Below are 15,636 nucleotides of genomic sequence, written 5' to 3'. Positions count from 1 at the left end.
CGGTAAATCCCGATTTGTGCCATAACTGAGAGAATCGCCTCGCAATCGAACGGCAAACGAACTGAACCAGATAAGAGAGAATTTTCCCTCGTGTTTTCTATTATCCACCACTTTGGGCAGCAATAAAAGCGTTCAATCCATCCAAAGCTTGCTGTAACTGGATTAGAAGTTTCTCGGCATTTTCGCGATGATTTTTTTTGGCTCGCTCTTGTAAATTAGCCGCAACTTCTGGTATAATACGCACGGCAACGGTGGCAGATCCTCCTTTGAGTTGGTGCGCCTTGCGGGCGAGAGTGTCCCAGTCTTGCACTTCCAGGGCTTGGAATGCCTGGGCGAGATAGGTGGCGGCATCGTCGGCGAAGGCTTGTAGTAATTCTAATGCAAATTCCATATCGCCTCGGGCAATGTCATTGAGCCTTTCGCGATCGACGATAGAGGCGGGGAATTTAAAGTCGATGGCGGGTGTATTTTTTACCTCTGGGAGAGGTGGAGGAGAAGTTTTCGCCCCGGAATTCTGGTCATTGTAGTGCAACTGAGGGAGAAAAGCATCGAGGCGATCGCAAATTTCGTGCATCTGTACCACTAAACTTGTCGCATTTGCTAGCTGATTTTTTTTGGCAAGCTGTTCTAAAAACGCGGCAATTTCGGGGATAAAACGCACGCCGACGGTGCCCGCACCTCCTTTAAGTTGATGCGCTACTTTCGCCACAGTGGCGCAATCCTCAGAGGCAATTGCTTCTGTGGCTTGAGTTAGATAGGTTTTGGCATCTTCGGCAAATGCTTGTAACAGTTCCCGGGCAAATTCCTCATTTCCCTGGGAGATTTGTTGCAGGCGATCGCCATCGACAACGGTAGAGTTTTCCCCGGGAAGTAAAGCCAGTGGATCCGCGAGATTGGATGCGGATAAGGGGCAAGTTTCCCCCGGATGAATCCAGCGGCAAATTGTGTTGCTTAAGTCTTCCAAGGAAACCGGTTTGCTGAGGTAATCGTCCATGCCTGCTGCCAAACATTTTTCGCGATCGCCTTTCATCGCATAAGCGGTCAAACCAATCACAATTGCATGTGGGTTCGACCCTTCTGCCTCCCGAATGGCTTGGGTGGTTTGATAGCCATCTAAAATCGGCATTTGACAATCCATTAAAACAATATCGTACTGCCGCTCTTGCAATTTGTCCAGGGCTTCTTGCCCATTATTCGCACAATCCGCGATCGCCCCGAGGCGATCGAGTTGATTGAGAATCACTTTTTGATTGATCGGCGTATCTTCCACTAACAAAACATGCAGGGGATTCTGGAGTTGCTCCACAGGTTCTGCCGATTTTTCCGGGGCGAATTCTGCTGGCAACCGCTTCTGTGTTTCCTGCTCTTGACCTGCTAAAATAGGAGATTGACCGCCGAGTACCTGTAGCAAACATTCAAGCAGTCGGTATTCTTTCACTGGTTTGATTAAATACCCGGAAAAACCACTTTCGAGCAACGGCTTGGCTTTATTACTTTCATTCACCGAAGTCATCATAATTAACTTCGTTTCCCCTAACGCTGGTTCGCTGAGGATGAGTTCGCCAAGGGTTTCGCCGTCCATTTTGGGCATTTGCATATCCAGCAGAGCCACCGGATAAGGGTTGCCTGCTGCTGCGGCTTTTCGCAAGGTTTTGATGGCTCTCAATCCATCGGTAACTTCGGTAACATTCATCCCCCAGTTGCTCGCTTGCAGTCGGATTAATTGACGATTGGTGGGATTATCGTCTACCACTAACAGGTTTTGCGACTTGAGAATCGAGAGGGGAACAGAAGGGTGGGAAACGGCTACGGTTCCTTCGGATATTTGGGGAAGTAATCGGTCGGTAGTTTGGCTGAGTTTGGCGGGTTTAAATTGCGCGGTAAACCAAAAGGTAGAACCGATGCCAATTTCGCTTTCTACGCCGATTTTCCCTTGCATGAGCTGCACTAACTGCTGGCAAATGGCTAATCCCAATCCGGTGCCGCCATATTTGCGGGTGCTGGAAGAATCGATTTGGGAAAAGGATTGGAACAGTTTTTGCCGATCGCGTTTGGAAATCCCGATGCCGGTATCTTTGATGGCGAAGCAAAGCCGGATATCCGATGAGGAGGAACTGGTGGATTGCGGATGGGGTTTGACTTCGACGATGACTTCTCCGGCGTCGGTAAATTTAACTGCATTGCCCACTAAGTTGGCGAGCACTTGGCGCAAGCGGGATGCATCTCCTTGGAGCGATCGCGGCAGTTTTGGGTCGATGAATAAAACGATTTCTACTCCTTTTGGCGCGGCTTGCAAGGCGAATAAATCTACCACTTCTTCTAGGGTGCGGGTTAAGTTAAAATCATGGCAGTCCAGACGCATTTCTCCGGCTTCGAGTTTGGAGAAATCGAGAATATCGTTGATAATGGTCAGTAAGTTTTCGCCGCTGACTTTCAGGGTTTTGACAAAATCCAGTTGTTGAGAGGTGAGCGGCGTTTTCAAGAGCAATTCGGTCATGCCCAAAACGCCATTCATGGGGGTACGAATTTCGTGGCTCATGTTGGCCAGAAATTGGGATTTCAAGCGGGCGGCTTCTAGGGCGGCTTCCCGGGCTTGGACTAATTCATCGATCGCGGTACTGGCGATCGCGATTCCGCCCACGGTCAATTCGGGGGTGTACCAGGGGTGTATCGCCCAATTCAAATATACTTTACTCCCGTCATCCCGTTCCCACAGATCTTCGGCGCAGGAAATCGCTTCTCCTTGCAGGGCTTTTTGGTAGAGGGTTTTCCATCGCGGGGGGATATCGGGCAACAGGTCGTAATGACACAGCCCGATCGCGTCTTCGGCAAGGTGATAATCGCACTTCCAGCGATTGCTGTGCGCCAGGTAGCGCATCTCGCTGTCGAACACTGCCATTGCGACTGGGGCGTGAGTGACGATTTGCCGCAATTGCTGGCGTTCCCGTTCCAGGGCGGCTTCGTAGTGCTTGCGATCGCTGATATCGGTAGCCAAACCATCCATGCGAATCGGGGTTCCGCTTTTATCGTAAAGCACCCGGGCGCGATCGCGCAGCCAGCGCACTTCCCCATCGGGTCTCACGATCCGATATTCCAGGTCGGCGCTACCGGTGGCTAAAATTTCTTGCATCTTGGCCTCCACGCGGGGGCGATCGTCGGGATGGAGAATCTCCAACCACAAGTGAGAATTAGCAAAAAATTCACCTAAGCTGTGCCCGGAAATTTTCTCAGCCGCCGGATTCATATAAATCCGTTCGTAACTGGGCAGGGAAACGGACCACAATACATCGTCGATGGAACCGAGAATGCTGTCGAGTCGTTCGCTGGTTTCGCGCAATGCTCGCTCGAAGCGCACTTTATCGCTGATGTTACGAATGATAGCAATGGTTTGCTGATTTTGAAACGGCACGACCCGGGCTTCGTAATGTTCTTCCCCGTCGCTTTTGGGCAAGGAATATTCCATCGTCACGATGGAATTCGCCTGCTGCACTAGGGCGATCGCTTCGTCAAATTTGCGGTTCACCGGTTCGGGTAAAACCTCTTGAATTCTGTGCCCCAAAAACTCTTCTGGCGGGAGATGCAAGACTTCTTTGTCGGCTTTATAATCGAGAATGGTGCCATCAGAAGCCAGGCGAAAGAATAAGTCGGGAAATACGGCAAAAATGGCTTCCATTTCGGCGTTTTTTTGCTGCAGTTGGGCTTCGGCAGCTTTGCGATCGCTGATGTCTCGGCCAATGGCTTGAAATTCGATAATGTTACCCGTTCCGTCAAAAATCGCCCGATCGCTCCAATGGTAAATTCGCGCTTCTCCCTGGACGAGGGCTTGATGTTCGATGGTTCTCACTGGCTCTTCCGGCGTGAGCTTTAACAACGACTGGTGGTAGCGTTCTATCTTGTCCCGGTCTGCATCGCACACCATGCGGTTCATCGGTTGTCCGATGCAGGCTTCCCGGGACATGCCCACGAAACGACAGTAGGCTTGGTTGACAAACGTGAGAGTTCCGTCGGGTAAAAAGCGACAAATCAATTCGGTTTGATCTTCTACAATCGCCCGGTAGCGATTTTCGCTCTCGCGCAGGGATTGTTCGGCGAAAACGCGATCGGTGATATCATTCAGGGTGCCGGATGCTCCCACCACCGTGCCATCCGCCGCCATTTGCCGAATGCCGAAGACTTCCAACCAGCGGGTTTCTCCCCTTTTGGTCAAACATCGAATCTGGCAATGACACTCTTCTTGTTCCCCAGACATTAAGGCGGCAAATCGCTCGCCACTGGCGGCACGATCGTCGGGATGAATGAAGTTTAAAATCGGTTGTCCGAGGCTTTCGGCGATGGAATAGCCGATGATTTTCGTCCAAGCAGGATTGAGGAATGTCCAACATCCGCGATCGTCGGTTTGGAAAATTACTTCTTTGATGTTTTCTACCACCGAGCGATATTTTTCTTCGCTGTGGCGCAATGCGGTTTGTTCTTGCTGCAGGCGGTTGTTAATCCGCTCTAATTGTGCGGTGCGTTCTTCGACTAATTCTTCCAACCGTTCGCGATATTGACGCAATTGTTCGTCGGCAAGATAGCGATCGCGCTGTTCGATGCCCAGGGCGACTAAATCGGCAATGGATGCGGCAAATTGTCGCTCTTCTAATAACCACTGGCGATCGCTTTGCGTTCTTTCGCAACACACCAGCCCCACCACTTCCCCGCCTAAGCGAATCCCTGCATCCAGACGGGCTAAACTGGGGGGTTGACGGTTTCCACGCGAGGCAGTATCACCTAAGTTTAATTCCTCGGGCACTACAATTTCAAACGTCGGCAATTGAACCACTATCTCGCGGCGATTATTCAAAGCAAGGGTTCGCTGGGTAACTAATGCTTGAAAATAGTCTCCATAGTTGGCATAATTGAAGTTTTCTCCCCGTAAATACGCCTGGGTATGGCCATCGTAAATCGCCGCGCATTCCCAGTGCGATTTGTCCGCCACTGGCAACCAAATACTGACGCGATCGACCTCTAAGGTTTCTGCGGCTACGGCGGTAATCTGCTGACAGGTGGCTTTTAATGCCCCGGCTTTTAAGCGATCGCAAGTGGTGAGTTGAACTAAGGCGTCATTCTGTCGGCGCAGAATGGTTTCTTTGCGGCGCAGGGTTTCTTCGGCGGCGACGCGATCGGTGATGTCGAGCACTAATGAGATGGCTCCGATGGGGCGGTCATTGCGATCGCTTAAGGGGGTATTATACCACTCGCAGAGAATTTTTTTTCCGCTTTTGGTCACATTTTCTTTGACGATGCGATAGCCGCCGGAATTGGTCAAGCAAGCTGTGGCCATCCCCTGGCGTTTTTTGGTATTTTGGGGTCTTAAAAAGCTAAAATTTCGCCCGATCGCTTCGGCGCGAGAATAGCCAAAAATTGCCGAGGCTGCGGGGTTCCACCCGGTAATTTCTAACTGATGATTCCATTCGATAACGGCTAGGGCGGTTTGCCGAATTAATAGAGATTGTTTTTGGGCAAACTGCTTGAGTTGTTGTTCGATGGCGATGCGATCGCTAATATCTCGGGCAATGACAATTAACCCGATAACATTGCCTTCGGCGTCGCTGTAGGGACTTTTCGTACATAAAAAGGTATGGGTTTCTCCCTGAATCGGCATCACTTGTTCGACCACTTTGGTTTGCCCACTCGCCATCACATTGCTGTCGTCCCATCGAATGCCAAATGCTACATCTGAGGGCAACAAATCGGTGTCATCTTTGCCAAAAATATCCTCGGGAGAGCGACCGAATAGCAGGGCGCAACTGGAATTAACTAATAAATATCGCCCTTCTAAGTCTTTGACGAAAATCGGATCGCTGGTGCCTTCTACTACTGCATACCACAAGTTATAGCTGCTTTCTAGGGCGGTTTCTACTTGCTGGCGCTGCTCGATTTGCGTTTGTAATTCGCAAATGACCTGACTTAATTCGGCGGTTCTTTCGGCAAAGCTACGTTGCAATTGTGCGGAAGTTTGCTGCAATTGTTGCTGAATTGCCCCGCGCCCGATCGCGTGGCGCAATGCGTTGACCAGCGATCGGGCATCGATTTTTCCTTTCACTAAATAATCTTGGGCACCGACTTGAATCGCATCGGCGGCGAGTTGTTCGTCATCGATGCCGGTAAAAACCACAATTGGGGGCATCTGGGCACGGGCGATCGCTTCTTTTTTTCTCCCTTCTTCCCGAAAATTTAAAATCCGCTGCAAGCTGTGGAGTCCCTGACTGTCTGGCAAGGATAAGTCGAGCAGAATCACGTCAAATTGCTGTTGGTTTAAATGGGCGATCGCCCCCGTTAAGTTCTCCACATGGGTTAGCTCAACCTGAATGCTCTCGGTTTCGGAAAATATGTCTTTAATCAGTTCGGCTTCCCTGATGCGGTCTTCTACTAGTAAAATTTTTAAACCCGTGCTGTCGTTCATACCACTGACCACTCACTCGCTTAAGCTAACCGGGTAGAAACCGGGAGACAAAACACTTCTGATGAAAGCCTCCCTCTCGTTCCCCCTCTGACAAATACTAGCCCATTCTGCTTAATTTTTCGAGTTTTTTTACCCAATGTTACAAAACTTTTCAATCCTTCCGATTTGGGGCATCTTTTGGCCGCGTCCCGCCCCCTACAGAGGACTTTCACATTCCAGAATCCCTTACTCGGGCCTGAGTTTTCGCCATTCACCGAGGGTGGAGCCAATTTGGCCTCGGATCGGGAGAGGCGATCGCGCCCCATCGAAAAACTTCTGCATTGTCGTTGGTTATGATAGTCTGTAGTTGCTAACCGACCTTTCTAGATGCTGGATAAAGTGAAAATTTATAGCGCGAAAGTTTGTCCCTATGCCCAACGCAGTCGAATGGTACTGCTGACAAAAGGGATTGATTTTGAATTGGTGGAAATTGACTTAAATCATAAACCGTCTTGGTTTACCGAAATATCGCCCTATGGGAAAGTGCCGCTGCTGCAAAATGGCGAGGACATTCTGTGGGAATCTTCGATTATTAATGAATATTTAGAAGAATGCTTTCCCGCAAGACCCTTAATGCCCGCCCAACCCGGAGAACGGGCCTGGGCGCGCATTTGGATCGATTTTGCCAATACGAAATTAACCCCGGCGTTTTACAAATTGATTCTCGCCCAAGAGCGGCAAAAACAGCAAGAGTGGCGGGAAGAATTGCGGAATTATTTATTGTTTATCGAACGAGAAGCACTGCAAAAGCGATCGCAAAACGGTCCGTATTGGTTGGGAGAATCGGTGAGTTTAATCGACCTGACATTTTATCCCTGGTTCGAGCGCTGGTGCGTGGTGGAGCATTATCGCGGGATCGCGATTCCGGCGGAATGTGCCCGCTTGCAACAGTGGTGTGAGGCGATGCAGGATATCCCTGCGGTGCAGCAGACGCAACAGCCCCCGGAATTTCATATCGAACAATATGCCAAATACGCCAACAATACCGCCACGGGGATAACCGCCCGGGAGATGCGCCGCGATTGAATCGGCGATCGCGCTAGGGTTGTCGCCCCTTCCCACAAGGCGTCAAGTCTGGCAAAATAAAGTCTGGACAATTGTTGCCAATCAATTCAATGGACACGATTAAATACCTGCTCTCAGAAGACCAAATGCCCACCGCCTGGTATAATATCCAGGCCGATCTGCCCAAACCGGTGCCGCCGGTCCTCCATCCGGGAACCCACCAACCGATTACGCCGCAGGATCTTGAACCCCTGTTCCCTGCGGCGCTGATCGAACAAGAAGTCAGTCGCGATCGCGACATCGAAATTCCCGAGGAAGTGCAGCAGATCTATCGTCAATGGCGACCGACTCCCCTGTATCGCGCCAGACGCTTGGAACAAGTCCTGGATACGCCAGCCAAAATTTACTATAAATACGAAGGCGTCAGTCCCTCGGGCAGTCACAAACCCAATACCGCCGTTCCTCAAGCGTATTACAACAAAATGGCCGGGGTCAAGCGCCTGACCACCGAAACTGGTGCGGGACAGTGGGGGTCTTCCCTGGCGTTTGCCGGCAGCTTGTTCGGGCTGGAAGTGGAAGTGTATATGGTTAAGGTGAGCTACGAGCAAAAGCCTTACCGTCGGGCGCTGATGGAGTCCTACGGGGCGCGGGCGATCGCCAGTCCCAGTTCGCAAACGGAAGCCGGACGGCAGATTTTGCAAGCGAATCCGGACAGTACCGGCAGCTTGGGTATTGCGATCGGGGAAGCGGTAGAAGTGGCGGCGCAAGATGAGAACACAAAGTATGCCCTCGGCAGCGTCCTCAATCACGTCTTGCTGCATCAAACCGTTATCGGGTTGGAAACCCTGGCCCAGTTGGAAATGGCGGGGGATTATCCGGATATTATCGTCGGCTGTACCGGGGGCGGGAGCAACTTCGCCGGTATTGCGTTTCCTTTCATCGGTGCCCAATTGCGCGGCGATCGCCCGGTTCGCTGTATCGCCGTGGAACCCGCCGCCTGTCCCACTTTGACCAAAGGACAATATGCCTATGACTTCGGCGATACCGCCCATCTCACTCCCTTAGTGAAAATGCATACCCTGGGTAGCACTTTCGTCCCCCAAGGCTTTCACGCCGGCGGTCTGCGCTATCACGGTATGGCACCCCTGCTCAGTCACCTGCTGCAATTGGGTCACATCGAACCCACCGCCTATCCCCAACTCAGTTGTTTCGCCGCCGGTGTCACCTTCGCGCGCACGGAAGGGATTTTACCCGCCCCGGAAGCCAACCACGCCGTGAAAGGGGCGATCGATGCCGCATTGCACTGCAAACAAGCCGGTGAGAGCAAAACCATTCTGTTTAATTTGTGCGGTCACGGTCATTTCGACATGCAAGCCTATATCGACTATCAAGCCGGAAAACTGCGCGATTTGGAATATAGTTCTGAAGAAGTGGCAATGGCTCTGGCTGGTTTGCCTGTGGTACCCTAAGTAAGATAAATCGGAAAAAGTCCCTGGGCCAGAACTATACCAACCAAGCCCGCCTGCGCGGGCTTTTTGTGAGACAATTCGAGCGATTGAAATCTTGCCTATGCAGGCTATAGTCCGCGGAGGCGGACTATTTTTTTTTACATCTATTCCGGCGGAGAGAATGTCACCCTTTGCCTGTCTCGACTTTGAGGCCAAAATAGGTTAAAATCAACTCGGTTTTCCCCGTGTTGGCCACTTCGTGAGCTTCTCCGGGTTCCACTGCAATGCAACTGCCCGGTGTCAGGGGATATTCTCTCCCGTCAATGTGAATAGTTCCCGACCCTTGGGAGACAAAAAACACTTCGCACATATCGGCATGGGCGTGGCTGGATGCCACCTGTCCGGGGGCAAATTTGGCCTGGGAAAAATTGGTTAAATGGGGCAATTCTCCCGCGCGCAACATCACTTTTTTCTGAATTTCTCGATTGTGGGAAACTTCTTCCCACGGTAGGTCATTGAGAGCGGTTCGTTTCATGTTCTTTGGCAACAATAACGGTGAATCGATAAACTCTAATCGAGCGGGTCTCAATGATTCGTTTCATTGATGACCGGAGTGGGAGCCTCTCGCTACTTCCATTAATAGCAAGCTAGAGGCTCGCATCCCATTTATCATTTTACCACTAAAATCGATTGTATTTAGGGGAATAAATTTATCCGAAAGCATGGCGATTGTTTGGCTTCCCAACTGAAAAAAGGCGGAGCTTCGGTAGAACCGTTCCCAGCATGAGCTGGGAACGAGTCAACTTACTTAAAAAAAGGATTAGTCCGCATAGGCGGATTAAAGTTTTTGCCTCGGCACAATTTCAATCGCCTTTGATTAACCATCGAATTGGGCTTTTTTAACCGCTACGCCTTTGTACATATAACCCACGGTTTTGGGAACGTTGGGCGCATAAAAACGCTCTAGTTTGACCAGATGAAATTTGCTTTCCACTAAATTTTGGATGGGACGATTCAAATGACAGCCATCGCCGACCAGTTTTTGCAAGGGAGTCAAGCGATGCTGCCACACTTGCACGTTGGGTTCTTCGCTCAGTCCATGCTCGATAAAACAGAATTTTCCGCCCGGTTTGAGGACGCGATAGATTTCGTCCAGGGCATTTTCTACTTTGGCAATGCTGCACAAAGTCCAGGTACTCACGACGCTATCGAAGCTGCGATCGCCAATCGGCAATTTTTCCCCATTAATGACTTTGTTTTCCACCGGAATTGAGGCATTTTTTAGCCGCTTCTCGGCGATTTTTGTCATGCCAGGATTGGCATCAATTGCGGTCAGTTGGCGCACGGTTTGCGGATAATGGGCTAAGTTCAATCCGGTGCCAAAGCCAATTTCTAAGACCTCTCCGGATACTTCCGATAGCACCTCTTGGCGGTACTGTGCGAGGCGCGAGTCGGACATGGTACGATCCATAAACCGAGGCAGGATAACCTGTGAATAAAAACCCATTGGCACGTTCCTTGTGGTAAGAGGGCGATCGACGACACTGTTAGTTTAGCACAAAATGGGCTGGGGTGACATGCTGGGGGAAATGGGGAAGTGACGGGAAGATAGATAAAACCGAGAGAGGCACCTCGCCAGAGACGGCGATCGCCGGGGTTTCCCAGGGCATAGATTCTCCTCTATTTCGATAGTGTTACTGGAGATTTCGCCAACCTTTAAGATAAGTAAATATTTCTAGACATTTGGAAAATCGAAGTTATGTTGGAAGTAAAGCTGACTGAATGATAAAAATTAACGAACGATGATTAAGCCTTACCGAATTTTGAAAAGCGCCACTGCAGGGCTAGCTTACACCTACCTCGGGGTGCTGATTGTCTATTTAATTCTGCGCCTGCTTTTCTGGGATACCCTGTGGATTGTTGCCTTGGTTGGTAGCTTGATACCTTGGATTTTCTTTCCCTTATTTCTGTTGCCGATTGTCTCCCATTTTATCCTGAAAAAGCGCAGGCTTTTGATTGCTTCATCGATTATTTGTCTGTGGTTTGTGGGATGGTTGCACGCGAACTACTGGTCTCCCAATCCCAGCGCAATGGATGATTCGGCGACCCGAATTAAGATTTTATCGCTCAACTGCACCTGGTACAAGACTACGCCAGAAACCTTAGTCAACCTGGTGGAAAAAAACCAGCCGGATATTGTTTTTTTGCAAGAAGTGGTTGCCCCGCATGTGAACCGGGCCTTTCCGGAGTTAAAAGCCTCCTACCCCTATCAATTTTCTGCGCCGCGAATCGCGATTATCAGTCGATATCCGATTCTGTCGAAAGAGAAAATCCATCTGGCGGGTCACGAAGAATTCCAAAGCCGAAATATTATTCAATTACCGGGACAGGAGATTGTGGTTTATAACGTACAAACCATCGCTCCTTGGATTCGAGAGCGTCAAGTATTGCCGTTTTTGACCCTACCGAAGTTTGAATACGAACAGCGCACGGCAGAGATTAAAGATTTAGTCCAGCGGTTGGAAAGGGAAACTCTACCGGCGATCGCAGCGGGTGATTTTAACCTAACCGACCAAGCGCAAGATTATTTTATTCTCCAGAAACAGATGGAAGATTCTTTTAAAGAATCTGGATGGGGATTTGGGTTGACTTGGCCCTATGGTTGGCCGTTAAGTGACTTATTTAAAAAAGCCACTTTGGAAATGAAATATCCCCTGTTTAGAATCGACTATATTTGGCATTCGCCGCAGTTTGGGTCTCGCGCCAGCCAAGTTTTAGACCCGACTGGTTCGGAACATTTGCCGATGATGAGCGAACTGATTTTACGTCGAGACTCTTCAATACCGAGTTAGAGAATGAAACAAGCAAATGGAGAGGCGATCGCCATTGAGTGAGTGAAAGCAGCGATCGCGGTGATGGCGATCGCCACCGTTGCGAGAAAGCGATCGCCCGATTCGCGCTTTCAAATCACAGCTTGTCGATAAAATTATCACTGGTGCGATGAGATAGAGGTCACACAGGGGATTTCCCACATTGGATAGAATAGAGTAAAAGATTGAATTGGAGATTGACCTATGAACGCACCACGAACCATTTCCCCGCATCCCGCCACAGTTCGACCCACGGACATGGAAACCACCCTGCGCGAGATGTCCCGGGCGATCGCCCTGTACTTCGCCTGGAGATCCACCGGGTTGCTCGATCCCAGAGAACCCCCAACCGCCTCACCCCTGGTAGCGCCGGAAAAACCCCCGGAACCCCGGGATTCCGGCTAGAGTGGGGGGGAATTCCACCCAAATTGCGACCCTGTAGAGACACGCTTAGCGCGTCTCTACACAAGTATCATTTAAACTGCAACTTTTTTTGCAGTGAAGGCCAAGAGATTTGTCAGCAGGGAATTGAGGGGGGGGAGGGAGCTAAATTGTAAGCAAAAGGCTCAATAAGCTATCCTAAACAATAGAAAAATTAATCGAAGGAACTGAATTTCCATGACTGACCCCTCCAATATTTTTATCGCCGGTGCCTCCCGAGGTTTGGGACTAGAAATTGCCAAATGCCTGCGGGGGAAACAAATCCCTGTCAAGGCATTGCTGCGCTCTGCCGATGCTGCGCCCGGATTAGAAGCAATGGGAATCAAAGTAGTAATGGGGGATGCACTCGATCGCGCCCGGATGGAGCAAGTGATGCAAGAAGAGCCGCTGCAGGCGGTTATCAGTACCATTGGCGGTTTACCCAAAGAAGGGCAACGCGCCGATTATTTAGGGAATAAAAATCTGATTGATGCCGCCTCCCAAGTCGGGGTAAAAAAATTTATTCTGATTTCTTCGATTGGGAGTGGCAATAGTAAAAACGCCTTATCAGAGACCGCGTTAGAAACCCTAGGAGCGGTATTAGCCGAGAAAGAAAAAGCCGAATCGCACTTGATAAATAGCGGGTTAATTTATACGATTATTCGTCCCGGAGGACTCAAATCAGAACCGCCCACCGGCAATGGCGTGCTAACCGAAAATACCACGGTTTCTGGCATCATTCACCGAGCCGATGTAGCGCAATTAGTCTGTGCCTGTTTGGGATCGGATGCCGCAAATTGTAAAGTGCTGTCGGCGATCGACCGTGAGATGGCGTTTGGGGAAGCGCAGTTTGAGGAGTTCAAACTCAGTTAACTTTCACCCTTGGCGCGCTATTGTTGTGAGTGTTTGCCTGCGGATAGAGACCTTGCGCCCGGGGTTTCTATCCTTTACAGAAACAAAATCAAGGCTAGGGAGAGGGGTTGGGGGGGGAAGGAAAAACTGCCCCTCAGTTTTGCTATCATAGCGCGAAAGACATGATGGCGAGTCTCCATTTCTGGTTCAAGGGCTGGAGTCTGCGTAAATCTGCGGATTTGTAAAAAAATGTAACAAAGGTGCTTTAAAACCTGCGCGGTGGTTTATAACAACTCTAAAGGGGTGACTCCAAGTAAAGCCAGTTAAAATAAATCAGTTAATCAAAAAGTTAAGCTCAACAATTGCCGGGAAGTGGATTTTGGCATTTTGCCAAACCTGCCGGCTGGTGGGCTGAGTAAAAACACGGAAACTACATGGGTAAATTCATCTGGAGAAAAGGCTCGCTTGCCACGAAACTCACCCTCTCGGTCACCACGTTTGTCATTGTCGCAGTGGCAAGCGTCACCGGGCTATATCTTCGCACTCAGCAGCAGACCTTGCGCGAAGAACTCGAACAGCAGGCGGAGATATTGCTCGATTCTCTAGAGGTTGGCGTAGCCGATGCGATCGCCGATGAAGACAGACAGTTTCTCGAGCAATTGGTGGAACAACTGGGGACGCAAGAGATGGCGATCTCGGGGTGGGTGTACCAACCGGACGGAACTCTTCTCGCCGAAACCGATGACTTGAGCGGACAGGAGCCGCGATCGAAGCCGGATCCGTTCGTGCAGGCGGTGATGGAAAGCAACCAAGTCATCTACCAGTGGACCGATGAGCGACTATTAGCCGGCACAGCGGTAGCACAAGGGGATCGGGCGATCGCGGTAGTCACCCTGGCTTTATCCACTGCACCGCTACAGCAAAAAATGACCGAAGCGATCGGCCTGAGTGTGGCAGCAATCGTTGTATTAGGGTCACTCGGAACTGCGATCGCCATGTGGCTCGCCCGCTCGATTGCAGAACCGCTGCAAGAAATCGCCGCCGGCACCGAACAGATTGCCGAAGGAGACTTAACCCATCAAATCGAGATTCATCGCGATGACGAACTCGCCATGCTCGCTCGTGCATTTAATACCATGAGCGAGCGCCTGCGAGAACTGTTTGAAAGCATGGCAGAACGTGCCGCCCAACTCCACCAAAGCGAAGCCAAAAATGTCGCCTTACTGCTTGCAATTCCCGATTTAATGTTTGGATTTACCGAAGATGGAACCTTTGTGGATTACAAAGGCGGAAGAGGCGACACCATCATCAGACCCCAAGGAGAAGGGGAACTCTTGCGAAAAAATGTAGAGGAAGTCTTCCCCCCAGAAATTGCCGATTTGTATCTCAATTACGTCCAGCAAACCTTAGCCACGCGCGAAACCCAAGTATTTGAATACGAGTGGTTTATCAACGATCGCCGTCGCCATTTTGAAGCTCGGTTTGTGGTCTGTGGCGAGCAAGAAGTGCTGGCGATCGTGCGCGATATCACCGAAGGCAAACTGGCCCAATTTGAACTGCAAAAGGCGAAAGAAGCTGCCGAGTCTGCTAACTATTCTAAAAGCGTATTTCTCGCCAATATGAGCCACGAACTTCGCACCCCGCTCAATGCAATTATTGGCTATAGCGATTTGCTCGAAGAGGAAATGGAAGATTTAGGTTACGAGGATTTAATCCCCGACCTGAATAACATTCGGCAAGCGGGGAAAAATCTCCTCACCATCGTCAGCGATATCCTGGATATTTCCAAACTCGAAGCGGGCAAAATGACCCTTTCCCTGGAAAATTTCGATATCTACACCCTCATCCTGGAAATCCAGACCCTCGTTCAACCCCTCGTGGATAAAAATCACAATACCCTGGAATTAAAATGCGCCAGAAATCTAGGCAGCATGTACGGCGATCGCACCAAAATCAAGCAGGTTTTGTTAAACCTGCTCAGTAACGCCGCTAAGTTTACCAAAAACGGCGTCATCACTCTATCTAGTCAACGCATAACTAAGGAAAAATCCGGCGACACCCAACTGCCATCTCAGGAGAAAAAGCCGCGTGAATTTATCATTTTTCGGGTAAAAGATACCGGAATTGGCATGAGTGAAGAAGAGCTGCAGCATATTTTCAATGCCTTTACCCAAGCCGACGCCTCCACCACCCGCAAATATGGCGGAACTGGTTTGGGACTCGCGATCGGTCAGCGATTTTGCCGCATGATGAGCGGTAAAATTGTGGTAGAAAGTCAGCTTGATGTGGGTTCCACTTTTACCGTGGTTTTGCCCGCAGTGGTGAAAGAACCTAAACAAAATACCGCCGCAAAGAAAGGGTAATAAATAATGCACAACCAGCCATTAGCCATTCCCTGGCCAACCCCCGAAGAAACCCGGCATCAGCGTAGCTTTAGGTGAAAAATTAGGCAAGAAAACGGCGTGCTAAACGCCCTTAATTGGATAGCTCGGTGGCTGCTGAATGGCAATTTTTAGGTAGAGTCTGGTAACAGAAATTAAGAGATAAGGTGGGCATT

At 50.1% G+C, this 15,636-nt stretch carries 11 protein-coding genes; 6 read left to right on the top strand and 5 right to left on the bottom strand.

Going from position 1 to position 15,636, the window contains the following annotated elements; all coding sequences use genetic code 11:
• Positions 1-100: 100 nt before the first annotated feature.
• Positions 101-6,445 carry a PAS domain S-box protein gene (locus tag AC0QH1_RS21710; RefSeq protein WP_324633418.1) on the bottom strand — a complete coding sequence of 2,115 codons (6,345 nt, stop codon included), beginning with the start codon at positions 6,443-6,445 and terminating at the stop codon, positions 101-103.
• A gap of 366 nt (positions 6,446-6,811) precedes the next feature.
• Between AC0QH1_RS21710 and AC0QH1_RS21705 the strand changes: the two genes are divergently transcribed.
• Positions 6,812-7,510, top strand: coding sequence for a glutathione S-transferase family protein (locus tag AC0QH1_RS21705; protein ID WP_324633417.1), 699 nt, complete (start codon positions 6,812-6,814; stop codon positions 7,508-7,510).
• Between the two features lie 89 nt (positions 7,511-7,599).
• Complete coding sequence (locus tag AC0QH1_RS21700; RefSeq protein WP_324633416.1) at positions 7,600-8,958, top strand: TrpB-like pyridoxal phosphate-dependent enzyme; 1,359 nt, start codon at positions 7,600-7,602, stop codon at positions 8,956-8,958.
• A gap of 163 nt (positions 8,959-9,121) precedes the next feature.
• Here the strand turns inward: AC0QH1_RS21700 and AC0QH1_RS21695 are convergent, their stop codons facing one another.
• From AC0QH1_RS21695 to AC0QH1_RS21685, 3 genes are all read right to left on the bottom strand, one after another.
• Positions 9,122-9,472, bottom strand: a complete 351-nt coding sequence (locus AC0QH1_RS21695) for a cupin domain-containing protein (protein ID WP_324633415.1) — start codon at positions 9,470-9,472, stop codon at positions 9,122-9,124.
• 342 nt (positions 9,473-9,814) lie between these two features.
• Positions 9,815-10,444, bottom strand: a complete 630-nt coding sequence (locus AC0QH1_RS21690) for a class I SAM-dependent methyltransferase (RefSeq protein ID WP_324633414.1) — start codon at positions 10,442-10,444, stop codon at positions 9,815-9,817.
• Positions 10,445-10,484: 40 nt separating this feature from the next.
• Positions 10,485-10,607 carry a hypothetical protein gene (locus tag AC0QH1_RS21685; RefSeq protein WP_324633413.1) on the bottom strand — a complete coding sequence of 41 codons (123 nt, stop codon included), beginning with the start codon at positions 10,605-10,607 and terminating at the stop codon, positions 10,485-10,487.
• A 132-nt stretch (positions 10,608-10,739) separates the two neighbouring features.
• On the opposite strand from AC0QH1_RS21685, the gene AC0QH1_RS21680 reads away from it, so the two are divergent.
• Positions 10,740-11,789: an endonuclease/exonuclease/phosphatase family protein gene (locus AC0QH1_RS21680; RefSeq protein ID WP_324633411.1), complete on the top strand. Its 1,050-nt coding sequence runs from the start codon at positions 10,740-10,742 to the stop codon at positions 11,787-11,789.
• On the opposite strand, the gene AC0QH1_RS21675 is transcribed toward AC0QH1_RS21680, so the two are convergent.
• The gene (locus AC0QH1_RS21675; protein ID WP_324633409.1) at positions 11,775-11,930 is read right to left on the bottom strand and encodes a hypothetical protein; all 156 of its coding nucleotides are present in this window, start codon (positions 11,928-11,930) and stop codon (positions 11,775-11,777) included. The genes AC0QH1_RS21680 and AC0QH1_RS21675 overlap by 15 nt on opposite strands.
• An 81-nt stretch (positions 11,931-12,011) precedes the next feature.
• Here AC0QH1_RS21675 and AC0QH1_RS21670 point away from each other — a divergent pair, with 81 nt between their 5' ends.
• The 3 genes from AC0QH1_RS21670 (at position 12,012) to AC0QH1_RS21660 (ending at position 15,442) form a co-directional block, all read left to right on the top strand.
• Complete coding sequence (locus AC0QH1_RS21670) at positions 12,012-12,212, top strand: hypothetical protein (protein ID WP_324633408.1); 201 nt, start codon at positions 12,012-12,014, stop codon at positions 12,210-12,212.
• Positions 12,213-12,425: 213 nt separating this feature from the next.
• A complete protein-coding gene (locus AC0QH1_RS21665; RefSeq protein ID WP_324633407.1) occupies positions 12,426-13,100 on the top strand; it encodes an SDR family oxidoreductase in 675 nt (224 codons plus the stop codon).
• A 413-nt stretch (positions 13,101-13,513) separates the two neighbouring features.
• A complete protein-coding gene (locus tag AC0QH1_RS21660; RefSeq protein ID WP_324633406.1) occupies positions 13,514-15,442 on the top strand; it encodes a sensor histidine kinase in 1,929 nt (642 codons plus the stop codon).
• Positions 15,443-15,636: the final 194 nt, after the last annotated feature.

The organism is Phormidium sp. CCY1219 (assembly GCF_055795085.1).
Note: the sequence above shows the minus strand (reverse complement) of the source record. Positions and strands in the feature narration are given on the sequence as shown.